Here is a 16,984-nt window from a genome sequence, read left to right on the forward strand (position 1 = left end):
TGTGAATACTGAAAAAAGTAAGCTTCTCACACCAAATCAATTTACATATATAGTAATTGGATTTATTGTTGGAGCAGGTGTTCTAACTTTACCAAATGAACTTGTAAAGGTTGCAGGTCAGGATTCATGGATATGTACAATTATAGCTATGTTTTATCCCCTATATGTTGTTTTTATTAGCGTATACATTATAAATAAACATCCAAAAGAAAATATATTAATATTAAATAAAAAATATCTTGGTAAATTCTTTGGGAGTATATTAAACTTTATTTTTATGTTGCAATTTATGTTAACTTATATAGTTATTATTGCTAATACTATAATATTTTGTAGAGTTTTTATAGTGAATTACTTAGCTCCTTTAAAAGTTGCTATTATCTTAGTTTCTCTAGCTACATATTCATCCTATAAAGGGTTAAGGGGGTTAGGGAAAATGAGTGAATTAATTTTTTATATGTTTATTATAGTAATATTATTTTCTATATCTGCACTAAAATATGGAAGTATATTGAATTTACAACCTGTTTTTGGGGCTGGTATTAAAAATATTATAAAGGCAACCCCAAAAACTGCTTATTCTTATTCTGGGTGGGAGGTAATACTGTTATTTTTTCCATATGTAAACGATGTTAAATATGTAAAAAAGTGTTCTCTAAAAGCTGTGGCAATATCTGTAATTGTATATTTATGGGCTGTTTTTATAACTATTTTTTATTTAGGTATAGATATTGTTCCTAAAAGTTATTGGGCATTAATATTAACTTTTGAAAGTATAAATATTCCTATAATTAATAACTTTAGATATATATTTATGTTCATATGGTTGTTTCTAGCATTAAGAATTGCTGCTAATTACCATTTTTCCATAGCATTAATTTTTAATGATTTTAAGAAAATAGAATTAAAAAAAATGTGCTTGTTAATCTATCCATTGATTCTCTATTTAGGATTTAAATTTACAGATATATTTCTCAAACAAAAAGTAGTAGCGTTAGGATATCCATTTCTTATGTGTTTTAATTTGTTATCTTTTACGGTATTAGCTTTATTAATACATTTCAAAGGTAAAAAAACATAAAATACTCTTTAAAGGTGAGGGTTTTATGAAAGCGGGGTGAAGATTTGAATACTGAAAAGAATAATCTTTTAACTCCTAATCAATTAACTTATGTATTACTAGGTTTTGTAGTTGGAACAGGTTTTCTTAAATTACCAAATCAACTGGTGGAAACAGCAGGTCAGGATTCATGGATATGCGTAATTTTAGCTTTGATTTACCCTCTATATATGATTTTTGTTGGTATTTACATTAGAAATAAACATCCTAATGTAAATATACTTTTTATAAACGAAAGATATTTTGGTAAGTTATTTGGCAGTTTAATTAATATTGTTTTTATGATGCAATTTATTATTTCAGCTGCAGCAGTTATAGCATATACCATGGTTTTTTGTAGAGTTTATATAGCTAGTTTTTTTGCTCCTTTTAAAATTGCTCTTATAATAGTGGTATTAGCAGCCTATGCATCTAGTAAAGGAGTGGTAGTTTTAGCAAAATTAAATCAGATAATATTTTACTTTTTTATTCCTACATTTTTATTATCTTTAATCGCACTTAAATATGGAAGTATAATAAATCTTGAACCTGTTTTTGGTGTAGGTATGTCAAAGGTTATTAAGGCTATTCCAGATACAGCTACTTCTTACTATGGGTGGGAGTGTTTATTTTTAATTATCCCATATACAAAGGAAATTAAATCAATTAAAAAAGCTGCTCTAAAGGCAGTAGCAATTTGTGTTGTTATATATGTATGGGTAGTTTTTATAACTATATATTATTTAAGTATTGATATAACACCGAAAAGTTACTGGTCTTTTATATTGGTTTTTGAAAGTATAAACATTCCAATAATTAATAACTTCAGATATATTTTTATGTTTATATGGGTTTTATTATCATTTAAAAGTACTGCAAATTATTATTTTGCATTAACTATTTTTGTTGATTACTTTAAAAAAATAGAATTAAAAAGGGCATGTTTTCTTATCTTTCCTTTTATTCTTTTGTTAGCATATATTTTTTCTGATGGAATGCTTAGAGATAAAATTGTAGGTTTTACAGATCCAGCATCTATAATTTTTAATGTAGTATTTCTTACTATAGTTTCTTTAATGATATATTTTAAAGGTAAAAATAGTTACAATTCTAATTAATTATTTTTTCACTAAACTTACACTTAATAGATTGAGATTATTGTGTAAGTGGATGAATTACTAAAAAGGTGGGAGGAAATTGGATACTGAAAAAAATAATCTTTTGACTCCAAATCAGTTTACTTATTTATTATTAGGCTTTGTTGTTGGAACAGGCTTTTTAAAGTTACCTAATCAACTTGTAAAAAGTGCAGGGCAAGACTCGTGGATGTGTGCTATTTTTGCTTTGATCTATCCATTATATGTTGTTCTTGTTAGTAGTTATATTATAAATGAACACCCAAAAGAAAACATTTTGAAGATAAATAAAAAATATTTTGGTGATTTTTTTGGTAACATAGTAAACTTTCTTTTTATGTTGCAGTTTATAATAACTACTGTTGTAATTATTGCTCATACGATAATTTTTAGTAGAGTTTATATAGTGAGTTTTTTAGCACCCTTAAAGGTGGGGCTTATTACAGTTTTATTGGTTGCTTATACATCTAGTAAGGGCATAAGTGTTTTAGGGAAGTTAAATCAATTGATTTTTTATATGTTTATTCCAGTATTTTTATTATCTTTAACAGCATTGAAGTATGGGGATATACTGAATATACAACCTGTTTTTGGAGGAGGAGTAGCAAATATTTTAAAGACTACCCCAAAAACAGCATATTCTTATTTTGGTTGGGAATGTTTATTGTTACTTTTTCCTTATGTAAAGGAAACCAAGTCTATAAAAAAGGCAGCATTTAAAGCAGTAGGTATATGTGGGGTAGTATATGTTTGGGTTATTTTTAGTACTATATATTACTTAAGTATAGATATAACTCCCAAAAGCTACTGGTCGTTTATAATGGTTTTTACAAGCATCAATATTCCTATTATTAATAATTTTAGATATATATTTATGTTTATATGGATTGTGCTTTCATTTAGAATTACTGCTAATTATTATTTTGCAGTAACTATATGTATTAATAGTTTTAAGAAAATAGATTTAAAAAAAATAGTTCTTTTAATTTTACCCATTATAATTTTTTTAGTATATATGCTTTCGGATAGAATGTTAAGACAAAAAATAGAAGGTTTTACATATCCAGCATCTATAATTTTTAATTTATCTTTTATTACATTAGTTGCTTTATTAATAAAGTTTAAAAAGAAGAAAAATGATAATTAAAGTAATCTATCTTGGTACTTTTAATTATCATTTTTTTTTGAAAAAATACAAAGAACTGTTGGCCAAAATGTGGTAAAATGCTTATGAGAAATAAAGTATGAGTAATTTAAGGGAGCAGCTACTATGGAAAAAGTCAAAGGGAGTATATATGCAATACTATCAGCTATATTTTTTGGAATTATGCCTATATTAGCTAGATTAGCATATGATGGTGGAATCAATGCATTTACATTAGTTTTTTTACGTTCATTTTTTAGTGTACTTATGCTTCTTATTTATTTGATAATTAATAAAGTTAAGTTTAAGGTAACTAGAGAACAGATTAAAACTCTAGTTATATTAAGTATTTTTGGATACACATTTACAATGATAACTTTATTTATGTCTTACAATTATATATCAGTTGGACTAGCAACTACATTACATTTCATATATCCGGTGGTTGTGACGCTTATTTCAATAGTTTTATTTAAAGAAAAAATTTATTTTAGTAAAATAATTGCTCTATTACTATCAGGTATTGGAATTTATTTATTAATTGGAAAAGATAGTGGGGATGTTAGTATAATAGGAACCATTCTTGCTCTTGTATCAGGAATATTTTACTCTTTTTATCTACTTAGTGTAGCTTATAGTAAAATTAAAACTCTTAATTGCTATGTGCTAACATTTTATTTATCTTTTATTGCTTCAATATTTCTTTTTATTGTGGGAATATTTACAAAGCAATTATCATTTCAAATTTCAGCTAAAGCTTGGGGTTTATCTGTAATAATAGCTTTTCTTACATCAATAGTAGCTGTAATATTATTGCAAAAAGGAATTAAATTAATAGGTGCATCTACTGCGTCGATTTTAAGTACATTTGAGCCTATTGTTGGAATATTACTAGGAGTGTTAATACTTAATGAAACAATAACAATGAGAATTATTCTGGGAGGTATTTTAGTTGTATTTTCTGTAATTATTTTGACATTTAAAGAAAAAAACAATAAAAAAACATTTAAAGGAAAAGTACCTGTTTAAAGGATAACTATTGTACATGCTGGGGAATTGGGAAGATTTCATATAGCAGATCTATAAATAATAAAAAAACATGGACTAAAATATCTATAAAGTAAAATTATAGGTAAAACTATAACATTCTGTTATAATAGATTTAATTGAAAAGGTTAAAGGAAAAGAATTATTAAAAGGTCAGTGTAGAGCATATTGCACTAAATATATTAAGGAGGAGTTTAATCAATGGAGGGTAAAAAATTTTACATAGAATATGAAGAACAAGAGAATGGGATAAGTGTTGTTAAAAAAATGGAGGAGTATTTTGAGCAGAATCAGGTATACGAGCCTGAGAGTGTTGGTATTGGATACTGGGAAGAAGCATGGGAAGAAGATCCAGGAAAGATAATAGAGTATATGGTTGAGAATAAAGATAAATTTCCTAATTTAAAAAGAATTCATTTAGGTGATATGACAAGTGAAGAGTGTGAAATTTCATGGATTGTACATACAAATACATCACCACTAGTAAACGAATTTAATTTAAATGAATTAAGAATAGATGGTTGTAATGGATTAAGATTAAGTAATATGGAAAGTAATACATTAAAAAAACTTACTATTGTTTGTGGCGGACTTGAAAATACTGTTATTGAAGATATTCAAAATGCTAAATTACCAAATTTAGAACATCTACAGTTATACATTGGTGTTGATGATTATGGATTTGAGGGAGATATTGATACTCTTAAACCATTTATGAACAAGAATAATTTTCCAAAGGTAAAATATCTGGGATTAGTAAATAGCCAAATACAAGATGAAATATGTGAAACAGTTCTAGAATCTGATATTTTAGAACAACTTACTGTTTTAGATTTATCTTATGGTACATTAAGTGATAAAAGTGGTAAGCTTATTTTAGAAAATATTCATAAGATAAAACATCTTGAAAAGTTAGATTTAACTTATAACTACATGTCAGATGAGGTAGTAAATGAATTGGTAAAAGTATTTGAAAAAATTGAGACAGAGTTATTAATAAGTAGAGAAGAGGTCTATCTTGATGAGGACGATGACTGGAGATATCCTTATATAACGGAGTAAGATATATGAAAAATAAATTTTTATTAATAGGCGATTTAACAGGTAGAAGAATGAGCTGCTTTATAGATTGCTTGAATATGTTAGAAATTAATGAATATAAAGTTATTGACTGGATGGATGTATTGAAGGATACATCCATCTTAGAAAAATATATTGAAAGTAATACTATAATCAAACTTGAACCACCAGAAAAGAATATGGAAATATACAGAGGATTTCTGAAAAGAGGAGTATCAGAAGGAGTAATATGTGATAAGGAAATAAATAAACTTGATTTTTCAGATTTCCCAATTATAGCTCCTAAACAATGGTATAGAGGGTTCAGTTCAGTTATAGAAGATATAGAGAAATTAAAAAATAGTTATTTTAATAAAGATGTTTACTTTATGAATGACCTTAAGGAAACGCTAATAATGATGGATAAAGAGCAGTCGTATAAGCTGCTGAAGGAACAGAATAATAACTATGATTTTTCATTACCTGAAAGGCTAGAATCACCTAGGGATTATGATACGTTTAAAGAAATCTATGGAGATAGGTATATGAAATGTTTTATTAAGTTAAGATATGGATCAGGAAGTACGGGAGTTTTGGCATATTCCTATAATCCAAGGACATTACAAGAAAAGGTATATACTTCAATGAATGTTGAAGAACTTAAAGGGAAAAAAAGATTTTTTAGTAATTATAGGGTACACTGCGTTGAAGATAAAAAAAAGATTAAGGATATGATTGATTGGGTATTATTCAACGGAGCACATATTGAAAAATGGATTCCAAAATCAACACATGAAGGTCGTTTCTTTGACACAAGATCTTTTGTAATCAATAAAGAATCAAGATATCTTATATCAAGACTAAGTAAGGGGCCTATTACTAATCTGCATCTTAAAAATAAGCGGCTGGAAAGTAAAGATTTTATCTCTGATGATAACATAGAAAGAATAAAAAAAGCATCAGAAGATGTGATGAAAATATTTAATAGGTCTTTATATGCTGGAATTGATGTGGTGACAACACAGAGTTATAAACCGTATATTATTGATGTAAATCCTTTTGGTGATTTGCTACATAACTTATTGGGAACAAAGGAGAATGTTCATTATCTAGAAATTGAAAAGGCTATTGAACAATTACAAGGTGGAATGAATAGATGATAGAAAGTTTAAATGTTAATATGAATGAAGTGGTAGGAAATAATGATATTCTTTTCCTATCATTAGATACCCTCAGATATGATGTGGCAAAGGAAGAATATGAAGCAGGAAATTTACCAAATCTATGTGGAAGTGGCGGTTGGGAGAAAAGACATTCCCCAGGAAATTATACCTACTCTTCTCATCATAGTTTTTTTATTGGTTTTTTACCTACTCCAGTAGAATATGAACCACTACATAAACGAGATTGGTTATTTTTAACGAAGAAGACTGGATTAAAGTCTATAAAAGGAAGTAATACATTCTTATATGAAGGAAGTAATATTATTGAGGGGCTTGAAAAGGAAGGATATAAGACAATATGTATTGGAGGAGTAGTATTTTTCAGTAAGATGGAAGGGGTTTATAACGTTTTCCCAAGTATGTTTCAAGAAAGTTATTGGAATCCAAAATTTGGAGTTACAAATCCTAAGTCAGCAGAAGAACAAGTAAAGTGGGCAATAAAGTTACTTGATAAAATTGATAGAGACCAAAGAGTTTTTATGTTCATTAATATATCAGCAATACATGGACCTAATTATTACTATCTTGAAAAATATAAAGGTATGGAAGAAAAAACGAATGGCAAGAGAAAAAATTCTATTGCATCTAAGTTAGATTGTGTAGAAAGCCAAAAAGCCGCTTTAAGATATGTAGATAAGTGTTTAGAACCTTTGTTTAATAAAATGAGAGAGAGAAACAGAACTTTTTGTATTGCAGTATCAGATCATGGAACATGTTATGGAGAAGATGGGTATGAGGGGCATATTGTATCACATGATGTGGTTTGGAATGTACCATATAGGCACTTTTTCTTGTAACATATTTATCTGATTGTGCCTTTAATAGAAAGGAAGTAATTACTTAATGAATGAACAAATAAAGGATTTATTACAGAATCCATATGATAATTATATATATGCATATCCCCATAAAAAAGCCTATAGGGAGTTTCAGAAACCTATGTCTCTGAAGGAATTATGGGGGAAGAGTGAAAAAAACAACCTGACATTATATATTCATATTCCTTTTTGCATGAATAAGTGTGGGTATTGTAATTTATTATCTAGTGTTTCATACGATGATGAGAAGCTTAAGAGATATGTAAATAAGCTTATAGAAGAAATTGAAGCATTAGGGCGTATTTTAGAAATAGAAAATAGTAATCAGATTTTCTCAAGTGTAATATTTGGAGGGGGTACTCCAACACTTTTAAATGAATCGGATTTAAGAAGACTCTTGGAAGCAATTATTAAAAATTTAAAAATCGATTTTAATAAGACTTTCTTATCTATGGAATCATCACCAAGGACTTTAACAAAAAGTATGCTTGAACTTTTAAAGGAGTATAAGGTTGATAGAATCAGTATAGGAGTTCAAAGCTTTCATGAAAATGAATTAAAAGGAATTTTCAGACTTGAACCAGTAGAAGAGATAGATAGAGCACTACAGCTCATGTTCAGTAATAATATACCTATAAGAAATATTGATTTGATTTATGGGTTGAAAGAACAGACCATGGATACATGGGAAAAATCATTAAGGGAAGCTTTAACATATAATCCAGAAGAGATATTCATATATCCTATGTATATTAGAGAAAAAACTGGATTATTTTCAAGTTTTCAAAGAGATGAAGATCTGATGATTAAAATGTATAAATTTGCTTTAGACCTGTTACGAGATAAAGGGTATATTCAAACATCTATGAGAAATTTCATTAGAGGGGATAAGAAGAGAGAGCTATTTCCTGAATATAGCTGTCAAGAAAATAATATGGTAGGTGTAGGCTGTGGTGCTAGGGGATATGTAGATAATATTCATTATTCCAGACCATATGCAGTTATGCAAAAGAATATTAATGCAATTATAAATGATTATATTCAAGAAGATAATTTTGAATATGCTAAATATGGCTATATATTAAATGAAGATGAACAAAAGAGAAGATATATATTAAAATCAATATTGAAAATAACAGGGTTAAATATTAAGGACTATGAAAATAAATATAAAAAATCACCCTTGGATGAATTCAAAGAATTAAACAGTTTAATATCTGAAAAGTTTCTTATTAATGAAAATGACAGAATATATCCAACCGATAAGGGGCTTATGTATTCAGATATTATTGGTAATCTGTTTATATCAGAGGATGTAAATACTAAGGTAATTGATTTTACTGAATAATTTGAGGAGTGTTTATGGCGTATACACTTTATTATAGAAACTTCATGAGAAATTGTAATTATAAATGTTCATATTGCCCATTTGCAAAAGTAATTGCAAATGAAAAATCAATCAAAAGGGATAAAGAGTATTTTAATAAATTTATTCAATTCATAGGAGCTAGTTCTAAGGAATTTAAAATTTTCTTTGCACCTAAAGGAGAAATTTTAATACATGAATATTATAAAGAAGGATTAATATATCTAAGTAGTTTGAAAAATGTTAAAGAAATTGTGGTTCAAACCAATCTAAGTGGTAGTTTAAATTGGTTAAAGAACTGTAATAGGGAAAAATTAATTTTATGGACTACATATCATCCAAAAGAGGTAGATGCATTATCTTTTTTCAGCAGGGTTAAAGAGTTAGTTAATTATAATATTCCATTTACAGTTGGTACAGTTGGAACTAAAGAAAATTTTATAAAAATAGAAGAAATGGGTAAGTTATTAAGTGATTTAGGTAATAAAAAACCATACTACTGGATAAATGCTTTTAAAGATAAAAACAATTATTATAATGATAAAGATATAGAATTTTTAAAGAAATTTGATAGCTTATTTGAAATTAACTTAGAAAATTATAAATCAAAGAACTTAGAGTGCAGAGCAGGAGAAAATGTTTATTTAGTTGAATGGAATGGTAACCTTAATTCTTGCTGGCAAGATAAAAGAAAGTTGGGTAATTTATATAAAGATGACTTGGATGATATCAGTACTACAACATATTGTAATAAGCAGATTTGTGGTTGTTTTATTGGATATAATCATATTAAGAGTTTAAAATTAGAAGAAGTATATAAAACAAGCCTTATAGGGAGAATACCATAGAAATGAAAATTAAAATTATAAAACAAATATTATATATAGATGAATAACCCAACATGGGTAAAGATATGAATATTCAGAAAATTAATTGACTCTTTTTTAAATATATCTTAATATTAGATAAAGAGAGGAGCTGTTGTCAGAATGAATTCTAAATATGAGGTTATTGCCATAGCACATAAGGACATTGCAGATGAGGTGAAAAATAAATTTTTCAGATATACCATCTGTGAATTCGATGAGTTGAAGGATATTCAAGAAATAAAAAATATTCAAGGAAGAACCATGGATTTAAATTCAAGAGCTAGTATTTACGTGTCATGGTTTGAGGATAAGATTGAGAAAAAGATAGAAGAGGGTTATAAAGTTGCAATTCTAGAACTTCCATTTGCATACCAATCTCAGGTAGAGCTTCTAGAAAAGTTAGATATAAAACTTGGTGATGATTTATTGATATTAGAAAAAGTAGATGTATAGAAATTTTGAAAACAATATATTGTAACTATAAAACAGACTCAACACTAAATTCTGAGTATTGAGTCTGTTTTATTTGGAATTAATTGGAATTATCGAAATCTTCTTCATTAAAGAGTGGTATGTTACTGAAATTATTATATGATATTAAAGCTTATATTTGAACCTAGTTTATGAATATCTGAAACAATTAATCCAGAATCACTTTCGTCCCATAGCCTACTCGATGGTGTTGTACTATATGAAAGTGCTATTCCTGTAACTTCATCGTACAAGTCAGTACTATCTCCTCTATTTCGATTATTTTCTAAATCTAATTTTCCATCTGCCTGTAAAATTGCACACTGGAAATGACGATCCTTAGTACCATCTTGATACTCATTAGATCCTTGTGTATCACAGTGATAAATTGCAAGACCGCTGGAAGGTAAGCTGCTGTCCAAATCTAAAGCATTTCGATTTTCAATGACAAAATATTCTTTAGAGTTATCGGTAGGATATTTCATAATTGTGTTGTAATCGCTATGTTTTGCAACGTAAGAATTTTTATGAAGAATAATTTCATTATCGCACCAGTTAATTAGATTCCTTGAGAAAGCACAAATAGGTGAGGGGGTTCGACCTCTATTTAAGTGATTTCCTGATCCCATTAGGCAGTACACGCCTATTCCTTGACTTTCTATTTCATCACCATCACGATAACCATAGTCATAATTATCAACTAAACGAAGAAGTAGGTGACCTGTTTCGTGGCAAAAAGTTCCTATACTTAAATCGCTAGTATCACGACCACAACTAGCTAACATATAAAAATGTGTTTTAATTCCATTATATTCTAGATTAATAATGGAATTGTGTGGCCATAGATTTTCTTCATAAACTGTTCTACCAGCATAAAGAAAGTTTAGTGCATCAATAATACCTCTATTTTGAGAATCGTATTTGGACAAATCAATGCCTAAGTCATTTACAACAATATCCATAGCTTCTTTTATTAAGAGATGATTTTTATAATATTCAAGTTTTTGTGAAAGTTTAATAGGTCCTATCACATGATTAATATACCTCAACTTTCCGCTGGACATTGTATGGAAATATTCATATACCGAGCAATGATTTCCGTTTTTATTATAATTCAAGTCATTTAACATTTCAGTTACATCTTTTGCAGTAACAGAAGTAGAAACATCGGCAAATTCTACTAAGACAGTTAATCCAATCACATCACCTTCACTAATTCTTTTCCCGTCCAGTAAACCATTATTAGGACCAAATGCAAAATTTCCTATAGTATCTGTACTGGGAGGATATATTTCTCTATGTCGATCATTAAATTTTCTTTTTCTCTCTGATTGATTTTCCTTAAGATGACGAGTTATTCCATTAGGGATAGGGCCAGTTATATCTTTTCCTGTAGATACTAACTTGCCGTCATGTAAGCTTGCATAACAAAATATATTTAAATCATTATCTCGAACTGCAGTATAACCATCTAGCGACTCATATCTAGCTAAAAACTCATCACCATACACTCGTAGTTCTATTTCTCCATCACCATGTGAAAATGTTAGGATTTCTCCAACTATTACACTCATAAAAAAACCTCCTTAGAAAACAAATATTTTTTATTGTAAGATAGTTTGCGCATAATAATATTAAAATATTTGCTATATCTCAAAAATAAAATTTACAAAATTCGATGATTGGATTTGAAATAGGTATTTTTATGTAAAGAAAGGAAGAGATAAATTAGACCTTCTATTGTTGGAATAGAAATAGTATGTTTAGTACAAAATATTTTATGTGAATATGTTATAGATAAACTTGCTATAGAGTTTGATATATTATAGATATTAAATGGATAGATATTGGTAATTTCGGTTATGAAAAGCAATGTGTTTTTTAAAGTGGTGATTAAAAAGAAAAATTTACATCCTTAGCAATAGGGTTAAATTTAAATAAAGAAAAGGCGATTTATAAGGAGATGTTTATTATCATGGATAAATTTAAAGAATTTTATGAAGAACTATGGAATCTAGACCAAGCAAATAATGGATTAAGTGCTAGTGCTCCAGATAGTAATAGAGGATGGGTAAATAAAAATGCAGATATATTGATAGATGAACAATATGAAGCAGCAGGAAGAAATAAAGATAGAGCGCCTAATCCTTTGTTTTATAGTGTAAAGGAAACTAAATTGGAAGGAAAGACGTATAAAAGCTGTATAGAATTATTAAATAATTATCTTGTTTATCCTAGAGAACAAGAAGATCTAATAGGAAATAATTCAGAAGAAGATATTGAAAGAAAAAACTTTTTAGACAGTATAGTAGAAACAAGAGTAGTAGAAAGGGGACTTGAATTTATAAATGAAAATTTAAAAAAAGAAGTTATTGAAAAAGTACTTAAATTTATTGATAGGCCAATAAATTCGAAGTTAGAGAAAGATGATTTTAAAAAATATATAGAAAAAATATGGTTTGAAATATATACAAATTATTATAAAGGAAAACCGCAACCAAATTGCTCAGGATTTGAACATGTTTTTGTAGGTGAAGGAAAATCAAAAGATAATAGAGGAATTGGAGGGTATCATAGTTGGATTAAATTTTATTTAGATGAAAAAGGAAAGAGAGTAGATTTTACTGGTTACAATTATGATATTTTAGGTAAAGAAGGACGTGAAAATCCTTATGTTGCAACAATTCAAATGACCTGGACTCCGAAGGATATTTATGGAAGAAGAGTGAGGAGGCTATTCAAAGACAAAGGTGGTTTTTTTGTAGGAATAAGCCCAGAATGTCAAATTGTAATGGGAACACTACTAATATTAGAAAAAATGAATGGATTACTTAATGGAACAAATAAAGAAGTAGAAATTAATAACCAAGTTTATGATTTAGTTATTTACCCAGAAACGCCTAAATCTATGGAAAATAATACAGGAATGAGAATAAGGTCATTTTTCCCAAAATATAAGGGACCATCAGATTTATCTAATGTAAGAAAGTATTATGAAATTATAAATAATGAAAATGATATAAGGATTATAGCAGCTTATTTAAACCCTGCAAGATCAAGTAGAGGAATTGGGTGGGTAGAAATTGATAACATATCTTTAACAAGAATATCTATTGTTGGGTGGAAATTAGTTGATATGTCTAATAATGAGAAAATACTTGAAGGAGATATTGAGCCAAATAAGACAAGAAGATTGATTATTTATGAAGATGATTTATTATTAAATGAAGATGGAACAATAGAATTGAGAGATAAGGAAAATAGAAGCGTATTCAAAATAAAATATCATAATGTTCCTGATGGAGAAATACTATATTTTTCTTAATTAGGTAATAGGGTGAATGTTGGTTGTGAGAAAGTACATAAATATATATGTCAAAGAAATGAAAGTTATCTGTATAGAGGTAGCTTTTATTTTTTATGAAAATAGGAATATAAGAATAGTTGCAGAAAAAGGAAGGTTATATTTGTTACATTAGGAGTTAGTCTTTATTACTTATATCTTATAAAGAAAATATTGTTATTATACTTGAAGTTTGGTATTTTAAGCACTAATATGGTAATAAGTAATTAGATAATTTAGATAGGTTTATAGAGTAAACCTATACATTTAAGTATCTATATGAGTTGTAAATTATAATTCATATTTGAATTTGTATGGTAGCGCTTTTATTTAATAGTATTTTCGGATAATAGTAAAAAATATTTAAAGGTTAAAGATAATAGAAGATTTTATGCTTCCACCTTTGAATTAGACGGACACATATGGAAAACTAGTGAGCACTATTTTCAAGCGATGAAATTTGAAGGAACAGAACATTATGATTTAATAAACCAAGCGAAAACACCAATGATTGCAGCGAAAATGGGTAGAGATAGAACACGACCATTACGTAAAGATTGGGAAGACGTAAAAGATGATATTATGTATAAAGCATTAAAAGCAAAGTTTGATAGTGATGAAGAGTTAAGAAACATATTGCTTTCAACAGGTGATGCTCTTTTAATTGAACATACTAGAAATGATTTATATTGGGCTGATGGAGTAGATGGTACAGGAAAGAATATGCTTGGTATTCTTTTGATGAAACTAAGAGAGTCTTATGATGAATATTTTATAACAGTATCAGTTGAAATATCAGGATTACAATTTTGGGGAAGACTACCCGTAGAGGATTTTTTCCAATGGGAAAAGAAATTTAATAAGTTAATTGAAGATTTTCCATTTAAATATCAGGAATAAAATTGAAAAGGAAGATTTATATGAAAACGCAATCAAGAAAAATTACTGAAATAATTAAAGGTATTTTTTCAGGAGGAACTAAAGACGTAGAAAAAAACTTAATAGCTTCAGAAGGAATATTTAAGCAGATTCCAATAGTAGAAAAAAGAGACCTTAATAATGTAAAGAGGATAAATGTTATTGTTTCTGAAAATAAAGATGGAATCATATATGGAATTACTGTATCTGGAGAATCTAAGTATGATGAAGCTGGAAAAGATATTTTTAATGCAGCTATTTCTATACTATCACAAAACATGGTTGGTTCATTAAGAAATTTCACTGATGATAAAGTGGAATTTGAAATGGAAAAGAACTATGTTAGATGCATATTACCTAATATGAAAAAAGGACAGGGTAGTAATGAAGCTGCAATATTAATTAAATCAGCTTTGTTTGGAATGATATCTCTTCAAGATTCTTATGGTGATGAAAATATAATTATACAAAAAGTAATTGAATAATATTAATTTTAAATTTAACCTATTAAAGTTTTCACTAATCACATAAATAAACATATTATAAATTGAATCAAGAATTCGGAGTGACATAGTTGTTATATGCACTTATATTAGCAGGTGGAAAAGGAACAAGATTATACCCATTATCACGTGAGGATAATCCCAAACAATTTCTAGATATTATAAATAATAAAAGTTTTTTGAGAAACACAATCGACAGAATAAAGAAAGTTGTAGCTCTTGAGAATATATACATGGTAACTAATAAGGATTACTACGGTAAAATCTGTGAAGAGATTCCCGAATTGAATAAAGATAATATTTTTGTTGAGCCTGCGAACAAGGAGACCCCGTTGTAGACGATATAGGTCATGAGGTAAATGGTGGTTGTGTGAGGAGTACATAAATATATGTTAATGAAATGAAAGTTATCTGGTTATAGGTAGCTTTTATTTTTATGCATTATCAACAAATCATTGGAAGGTTTGGTATAATATTGTTTAAGAGGTGTGTTTCAAAATTTGATTTTTAGTATATTGAAAGCATTTGTATTAGGTGAAGGAAGTGTATTATTTAAGTGGTTCAAAGCATCTTCATTGATTATATTTTAAATTGAGGAGGAATTATATGTGGATACCATATGAAATTAAACATAAACATTCAGAAGACTTTATTGTGAAATATAGGCTTTATAAAGTTGAAGAAGGTGGAAGAAAACAAACATTTCAAGGATATAGATGTGATTTTGCATATGACGGTGATGACATATCTAAGACTGGTATTTATATGATTCATCCTGAGTTTGAAGATGAGAAGGGTAATGTAATAAAGGATGAAAATGAGCCAGTTAATCTTAGTGGTACAGCAAGAATGTGGATTGCATTTCCAAAAATGAGAGAAGAAATTCATAAGCATAGAATTAAAATTGGAACGAAAGGTTACTTTATGGAAGGTTCAAGAAGGATAGGAGAGACAGAGGTTATAAAGGTAGTAGGGTTAGATACTAATGGTATTATTATGAAGATAGATAAATAGAAATACATATATTATTTAATTTGATTACTTAATAGTTATAGGTATTGACCTGGAGTTAACGGTAATTAATAGTTGTTTGAGAGAGGGAATTCATGAATATAGATTATAAAAAGTTCAAATCAGAAGTTTTATATATTGATGGAAGTTATAGAGACATTATTATTGATAATACTACTATTGAAGTATGGAGAAAGTTTATAGAGTTTGTTGGAAATACATATATTAGCTCTATTGTTATTGATGATGAAGAATTATCTTTATTTGATAAAAGCATTGATGACATTTTTATTTTAAGTGAAACAACTAATATATGTCTAAAGATATTAATTTTAAATTTTGAAATCCATTGCTTTTTTTGGGATGAATCTTATATTGAATTAGATTTTGATCCTACAGATATTAATGATGAAAGACATATTAATGAAATAATTACGTTTATAAGTTTATTAAGCTTTGTACTTAAAAAGGAAGTACATATAATGGGTGAAAATGCCTATATAAATGATTTTAGAAATTATTTATATACAGTTGTACCGAGCTTTGAAAGTAGAGAAGAGCTTTATTTAAATAGGATTCATAAGACAATGCGTTTAAAGCTTAAGAAAAAGAAAAATTATGGTGTATTGTTTGATGAGTGTATACAAAAAATTGAAGGAAGAATCTTATTAGAGTTTACAAACAGAAATATTAAGGGGAAATTAGATGATTTACTTTTAGAGAAGTTTAATGAGACTACATATGATAATGCTTTAAGGGAAATGAGAAATAATGAAATTCAGGAAGTTTTGATTATATGGGATAATGCTGAATTACCTGTAGTAAGAGCTGAAATTAAAAATATTTTACAAAATATTGATGATGTATTAGCGGTAAGTTTTGATACATGGATATGTAGCGAAGATTTTAAATGTGTATTTGAATTCAACCATGAAGGAAGTTATTTAATAAGAAAAACGATGTTGGAGAGTTGAACG

Annotated in this window: 16 protein-coding genes and 1 pseudogene; 16 read left to right on the forward strand and 1 reads right to left on the reverse strand. The window is 27.8% G+C overall.

Annotated elements, in window-relative coordinates; translation table 11 throughout:
- Position 1 precedes the first annotated feature (1 nt).
- The 10 genes from OW730_RS06155 to OW730_RS06200 all read left to right on the forward strand — a co-directional run bounded on the left by OW730_RS06155 (position 2) and on the right by OW730_RS06200 (position 10,214).
- Positions 2-1,081: a GerAB/ArcD/ProY family transporter gene (locus OW730_RS06155; protein WP_271228188.1), complete on the forward strand. Its 1,080-nt coding sequence runs from the start codon at positions 2-4 to the stop codon at positions 1,079-1,081.
- Positions 1,082-1,125: 44 nt separating this feature from the next.
- Positions 1,126-2,217, forward strand: coding sequence for a GerAB/ArcD/ProY family transporter (locus tag OW730_RS06160; RefSeq protein WP_271228189.1), 1,092 nt, complete (start codon positions 1,126-1,128; stop codon positions 2,215-2,217).
- Between the two features lie 79 nt (positions 2,218-2,296).
- Positions 2,297-3,382 carry a GerAB/ArcD/ProY family transporter gene (locus tag OW730_RS06165; protein ID WP_271228190.1) on the forward strand — a complete coding sequence of 362 codons (1,086 nt, stop codon included), beginning with the start codon at positions 2,297-2,299 and terminating at the stop codon, positions 3,380-3,382.
- Positions 3,383-3,505: 123 nt separating this feature from the next.
- The gene (locus tag OW730_RS06170; protein ID WP_271228191.1) at positions 3,506-4,408 is read left to right on the forward strand and encodes a DMT family transporter; all 903 of its coding nucleotides are present in this window, start codon (positions 3,506-3,508) and stop codon (positions 4,406-4,408) included.
- A 219-nt stretch (positions 4,409-4,627) separates the two neighbouring features.
- On the forward strand, positions 4,628-5,488 hold the full coding sequence (locus tag OW730_RS06175) for an STM4015 family protein (RefSeq protein ID WP_271228192.1): 861 nt from the start codon (positions 4,628-4,630) through the stop codon (positions 5,486-5,488).
- Between the two features lie 5 nt (positions 5,489-5,493).
- Positions 5,494-6,645, forward strand: a complete 1,152-nt coding sequence (locus OW730_RS06180) for an STM4014 family protein (RefSeq protein WP_271228193.1) — start codon at positions 5,494-5,496, stop codon at positions 6,643-6,645.
- Positions 6,642-7,505, forward strand: coding sequence for an STM4013/SEN3800 family hydrolase (locus tag OW730_RS06185; protein WP_271228194.1), 864 nt, complete (start codon positions 6,642-6,644; stop codon positions 7,503-7,505). Before OW730_RS06180 ends, OW730_RS06185 begins: the two co-directional genes overlap by 4 nt.
- 46 nt (positions 7,506-7,551) lie before the next feature.
- A complete protein-coding gene (locus tag OW730_RS06190; protein WP_271228195.1) occupies positions 7,552-8,874 on the forward strand; it encodes an STM4012 family radical SAM protein in 1,323 nt (440 codons plus the stop codon).
- 14 nt (positions 8,875-8,888) lie between these two features.
- Positions 8,889-9,740 (forward strand): STM4011 family radical SAM protein, encoded by an 852-nt coding sequence (locus tag OW730_RS06195; RefSeq protein WP_271228196.1) that lies wholly within the window; start codon positions 8,889-8,891, stop codon positions 9,738-9,740.
- 141 nt (positions 9,741-9,881) lie between these two features.
- Positions 9,882-10,214 (forward strand): hypothetical protein, encoded by a 333-nt coding sequence (locus OW730_RS06200; protein ID WP_271228197.1) that lies wholly within the window; start codon positions 9,882-9,884, stop codon positions 10,212-10,214.
- A gap of 134 nt (positions 10,215-10,348) precedes the next feature.
- Here OW730_RS06200 and OW730_RS06205 read toward each other — a convergent pair whose 3' ends face one another.
- Positions 10,349-11,806 carry a M6 family metalloprotease domain-containing protein gene (locus tag OW730_RS06205; RefSeq protein WP_271228198.1) on the reverse strand — a complete coding sequence of 486 codons (1,458 nt, stop codon included), beginning with the start codon at positions 11,804-11,806 and terminating at the stop codon, positions 10,349-10,351.
- 401 nt (positions 11,807-12,207) lie between these two features.
- Between OW730_RS06205 and OW730_RS06210 the strand changes: the two genes are divergently transcribed.
- From OW730_RS06210 to OW730_RS06235, 6 genes and pseudogenes are all read left to right on the forward strand, one after another.
- Complete coding sequence (locus OW730_RS06210; RefSeq protein ID WP_271228199.1) at positions 12,208-13,557, forward strand: hypothetical protein; 1,350 nt, start codon at positions 12,208-12,210, stop codon at positions 13,555-13,557.
- A gap of 438 nt (positions 13,558-13,995) precedes the next feature.
- The gene (locus OW730_RS06215) at positions 13,996-14,475 is read left to right on the forward strand and encodes an NADAR family protein (protein ID WP_271229524.1); all 480 of its coding nucleotides are present in this window, start codon (positions 13,996-13,998) and stop codon (positions 14,473-14,475) included.
- A 20-nt stretch (positions 14,476-14,495) separates the two neighbouring features.
- A complete protein-coding gene (locus tag OW730_RS06220; protein WP_271228200.1) occupies positions 14,496-14,978 on the forward strand; it encodes a ribosomal-processing cysteine protease Prp in 483 nt (160 codons plus the stop codon).
- An 89-nt stretch (positions 14,979-15,067) separates the two neighbouring features.
- Positions 15,068-15,325 (forward strand): annotated as a pseudogene (locus tag OW730_RS06225) (sugar phosphate nucleotidyltransferase); the annotation flags it as partial.
- A 277-nt stretch (positions 15,326-15,602) separates the two neighbouring features.
- Positions 15,603-16,010: a hypothetical protein gene (locus tag OW730_RS06230; RefSeq protein ID WP_271228202.1), complete on the forward strand. Its 408-nt coding sequence runs from the start codon at positions 15,603-15,605 to the stop codon at positions 16,008-16,010.
- A 92-nt stretch (positions 16,011-16,102) separates the two neighbouring features.
- Entirely contained in the window at positions 16,103-16,981 is an 879-nt protein-coding gene (locus OW730_RS06235; protein WP_271228203.1) for a CDI toxin immunity protein, read from the forward strand.
- Positions 16,982-16,984: the final 3 nt, after the last annotated feature.

Source organism: Oceanirhabdus sp. W0125-5 (genome assembly GCF_027938815.1).
Lineage (GTDB): Bacteria > Bacillota > Clostridia > Clostridiales > Clostridiaceae > Oceanirhabdus.

Bases quoted from the DNA above. Each gene is read 5' to 3' on its own strand.
- OW730_RS06175 (WP_271228192.1), top strand. From the start codon at position 4,628: ATGGAGGGTAAAAAATTTTACATAGAATATGAAGAACAAGAGAATGGG.
- OW730_RS06220 (WP_271228200.1), top strand. From the start codon at position 14,496: ATGAAAACGCAATCAAGAAAAATTACTGAAATAATTAAAGGTATTTTT.
- OW730_RS06230 (WP_271228202.1), top strand. From the start codon at position 15,603: ATGTGGATACCATATGAAATTAAACATAAACATTCAGAAGACTTTATT.
- OW730_RS06210 (WP_271228199.1), top strand. From the start codon at position 12,208: ATGGATAAATTTAAAGAATTTTATGAAGAACTATGGAATCTAGACCAA.
- OW730_RS06235 (WP_271228203.1), top strand. From the start codon at position 16,103: ATGAATATAGATTATAAAAAGTTCAAATCAGAAGTTTTATATATTGAT.
- OW730_RS06180 (WP_271228193.1), top strand. From the start codon at position 5,494: ATGAAAAATAAATTTTTATTAATAGGCGATTTAACAGGTAGAAGAATG.
- OW730_RS06190 (WP_271228195.1), top strand. From the start codon at position 7,552: ATGAATGAACAAATAAAGGATTTATTACAGAATCCATATGATAATTAT.
- OW730_RS06195 (WP_271228196.1), top strand. From the start codon at position 8,889: ATGGCGTATACACTTTATTATAGAAACTTCATGAGAAATTGTAATTAT.
- OW730_RS06185 (WP_271228194.1), top strand. From the start codon at position 6,642: ATGATAGAAAGTTTAAATGTTAATATGAATGAAGTGGTAGGAAATAAT.
- OW730_RS06170 (WP_271228191.1), top strand. From the start codon at position 3,506: ATGGAAAAAGTCAAAGGGAGTATATATGCAATACTATCAGCTATATTT.
- OW730_RS06200 (WP_271228197.1), top strand. From the start codon at position 9,882: ATGAATTCTAAATATGAGGTTATTGCCATAGCACATAAGGACATTGCA.
- OW730_RS06205 (WP_271228198.1), bottom strand. From the start codon at position 11,806: ATGAGTGTAATAGTTGGAGAAATCCTAACATTTTCACATGGTGATGGA.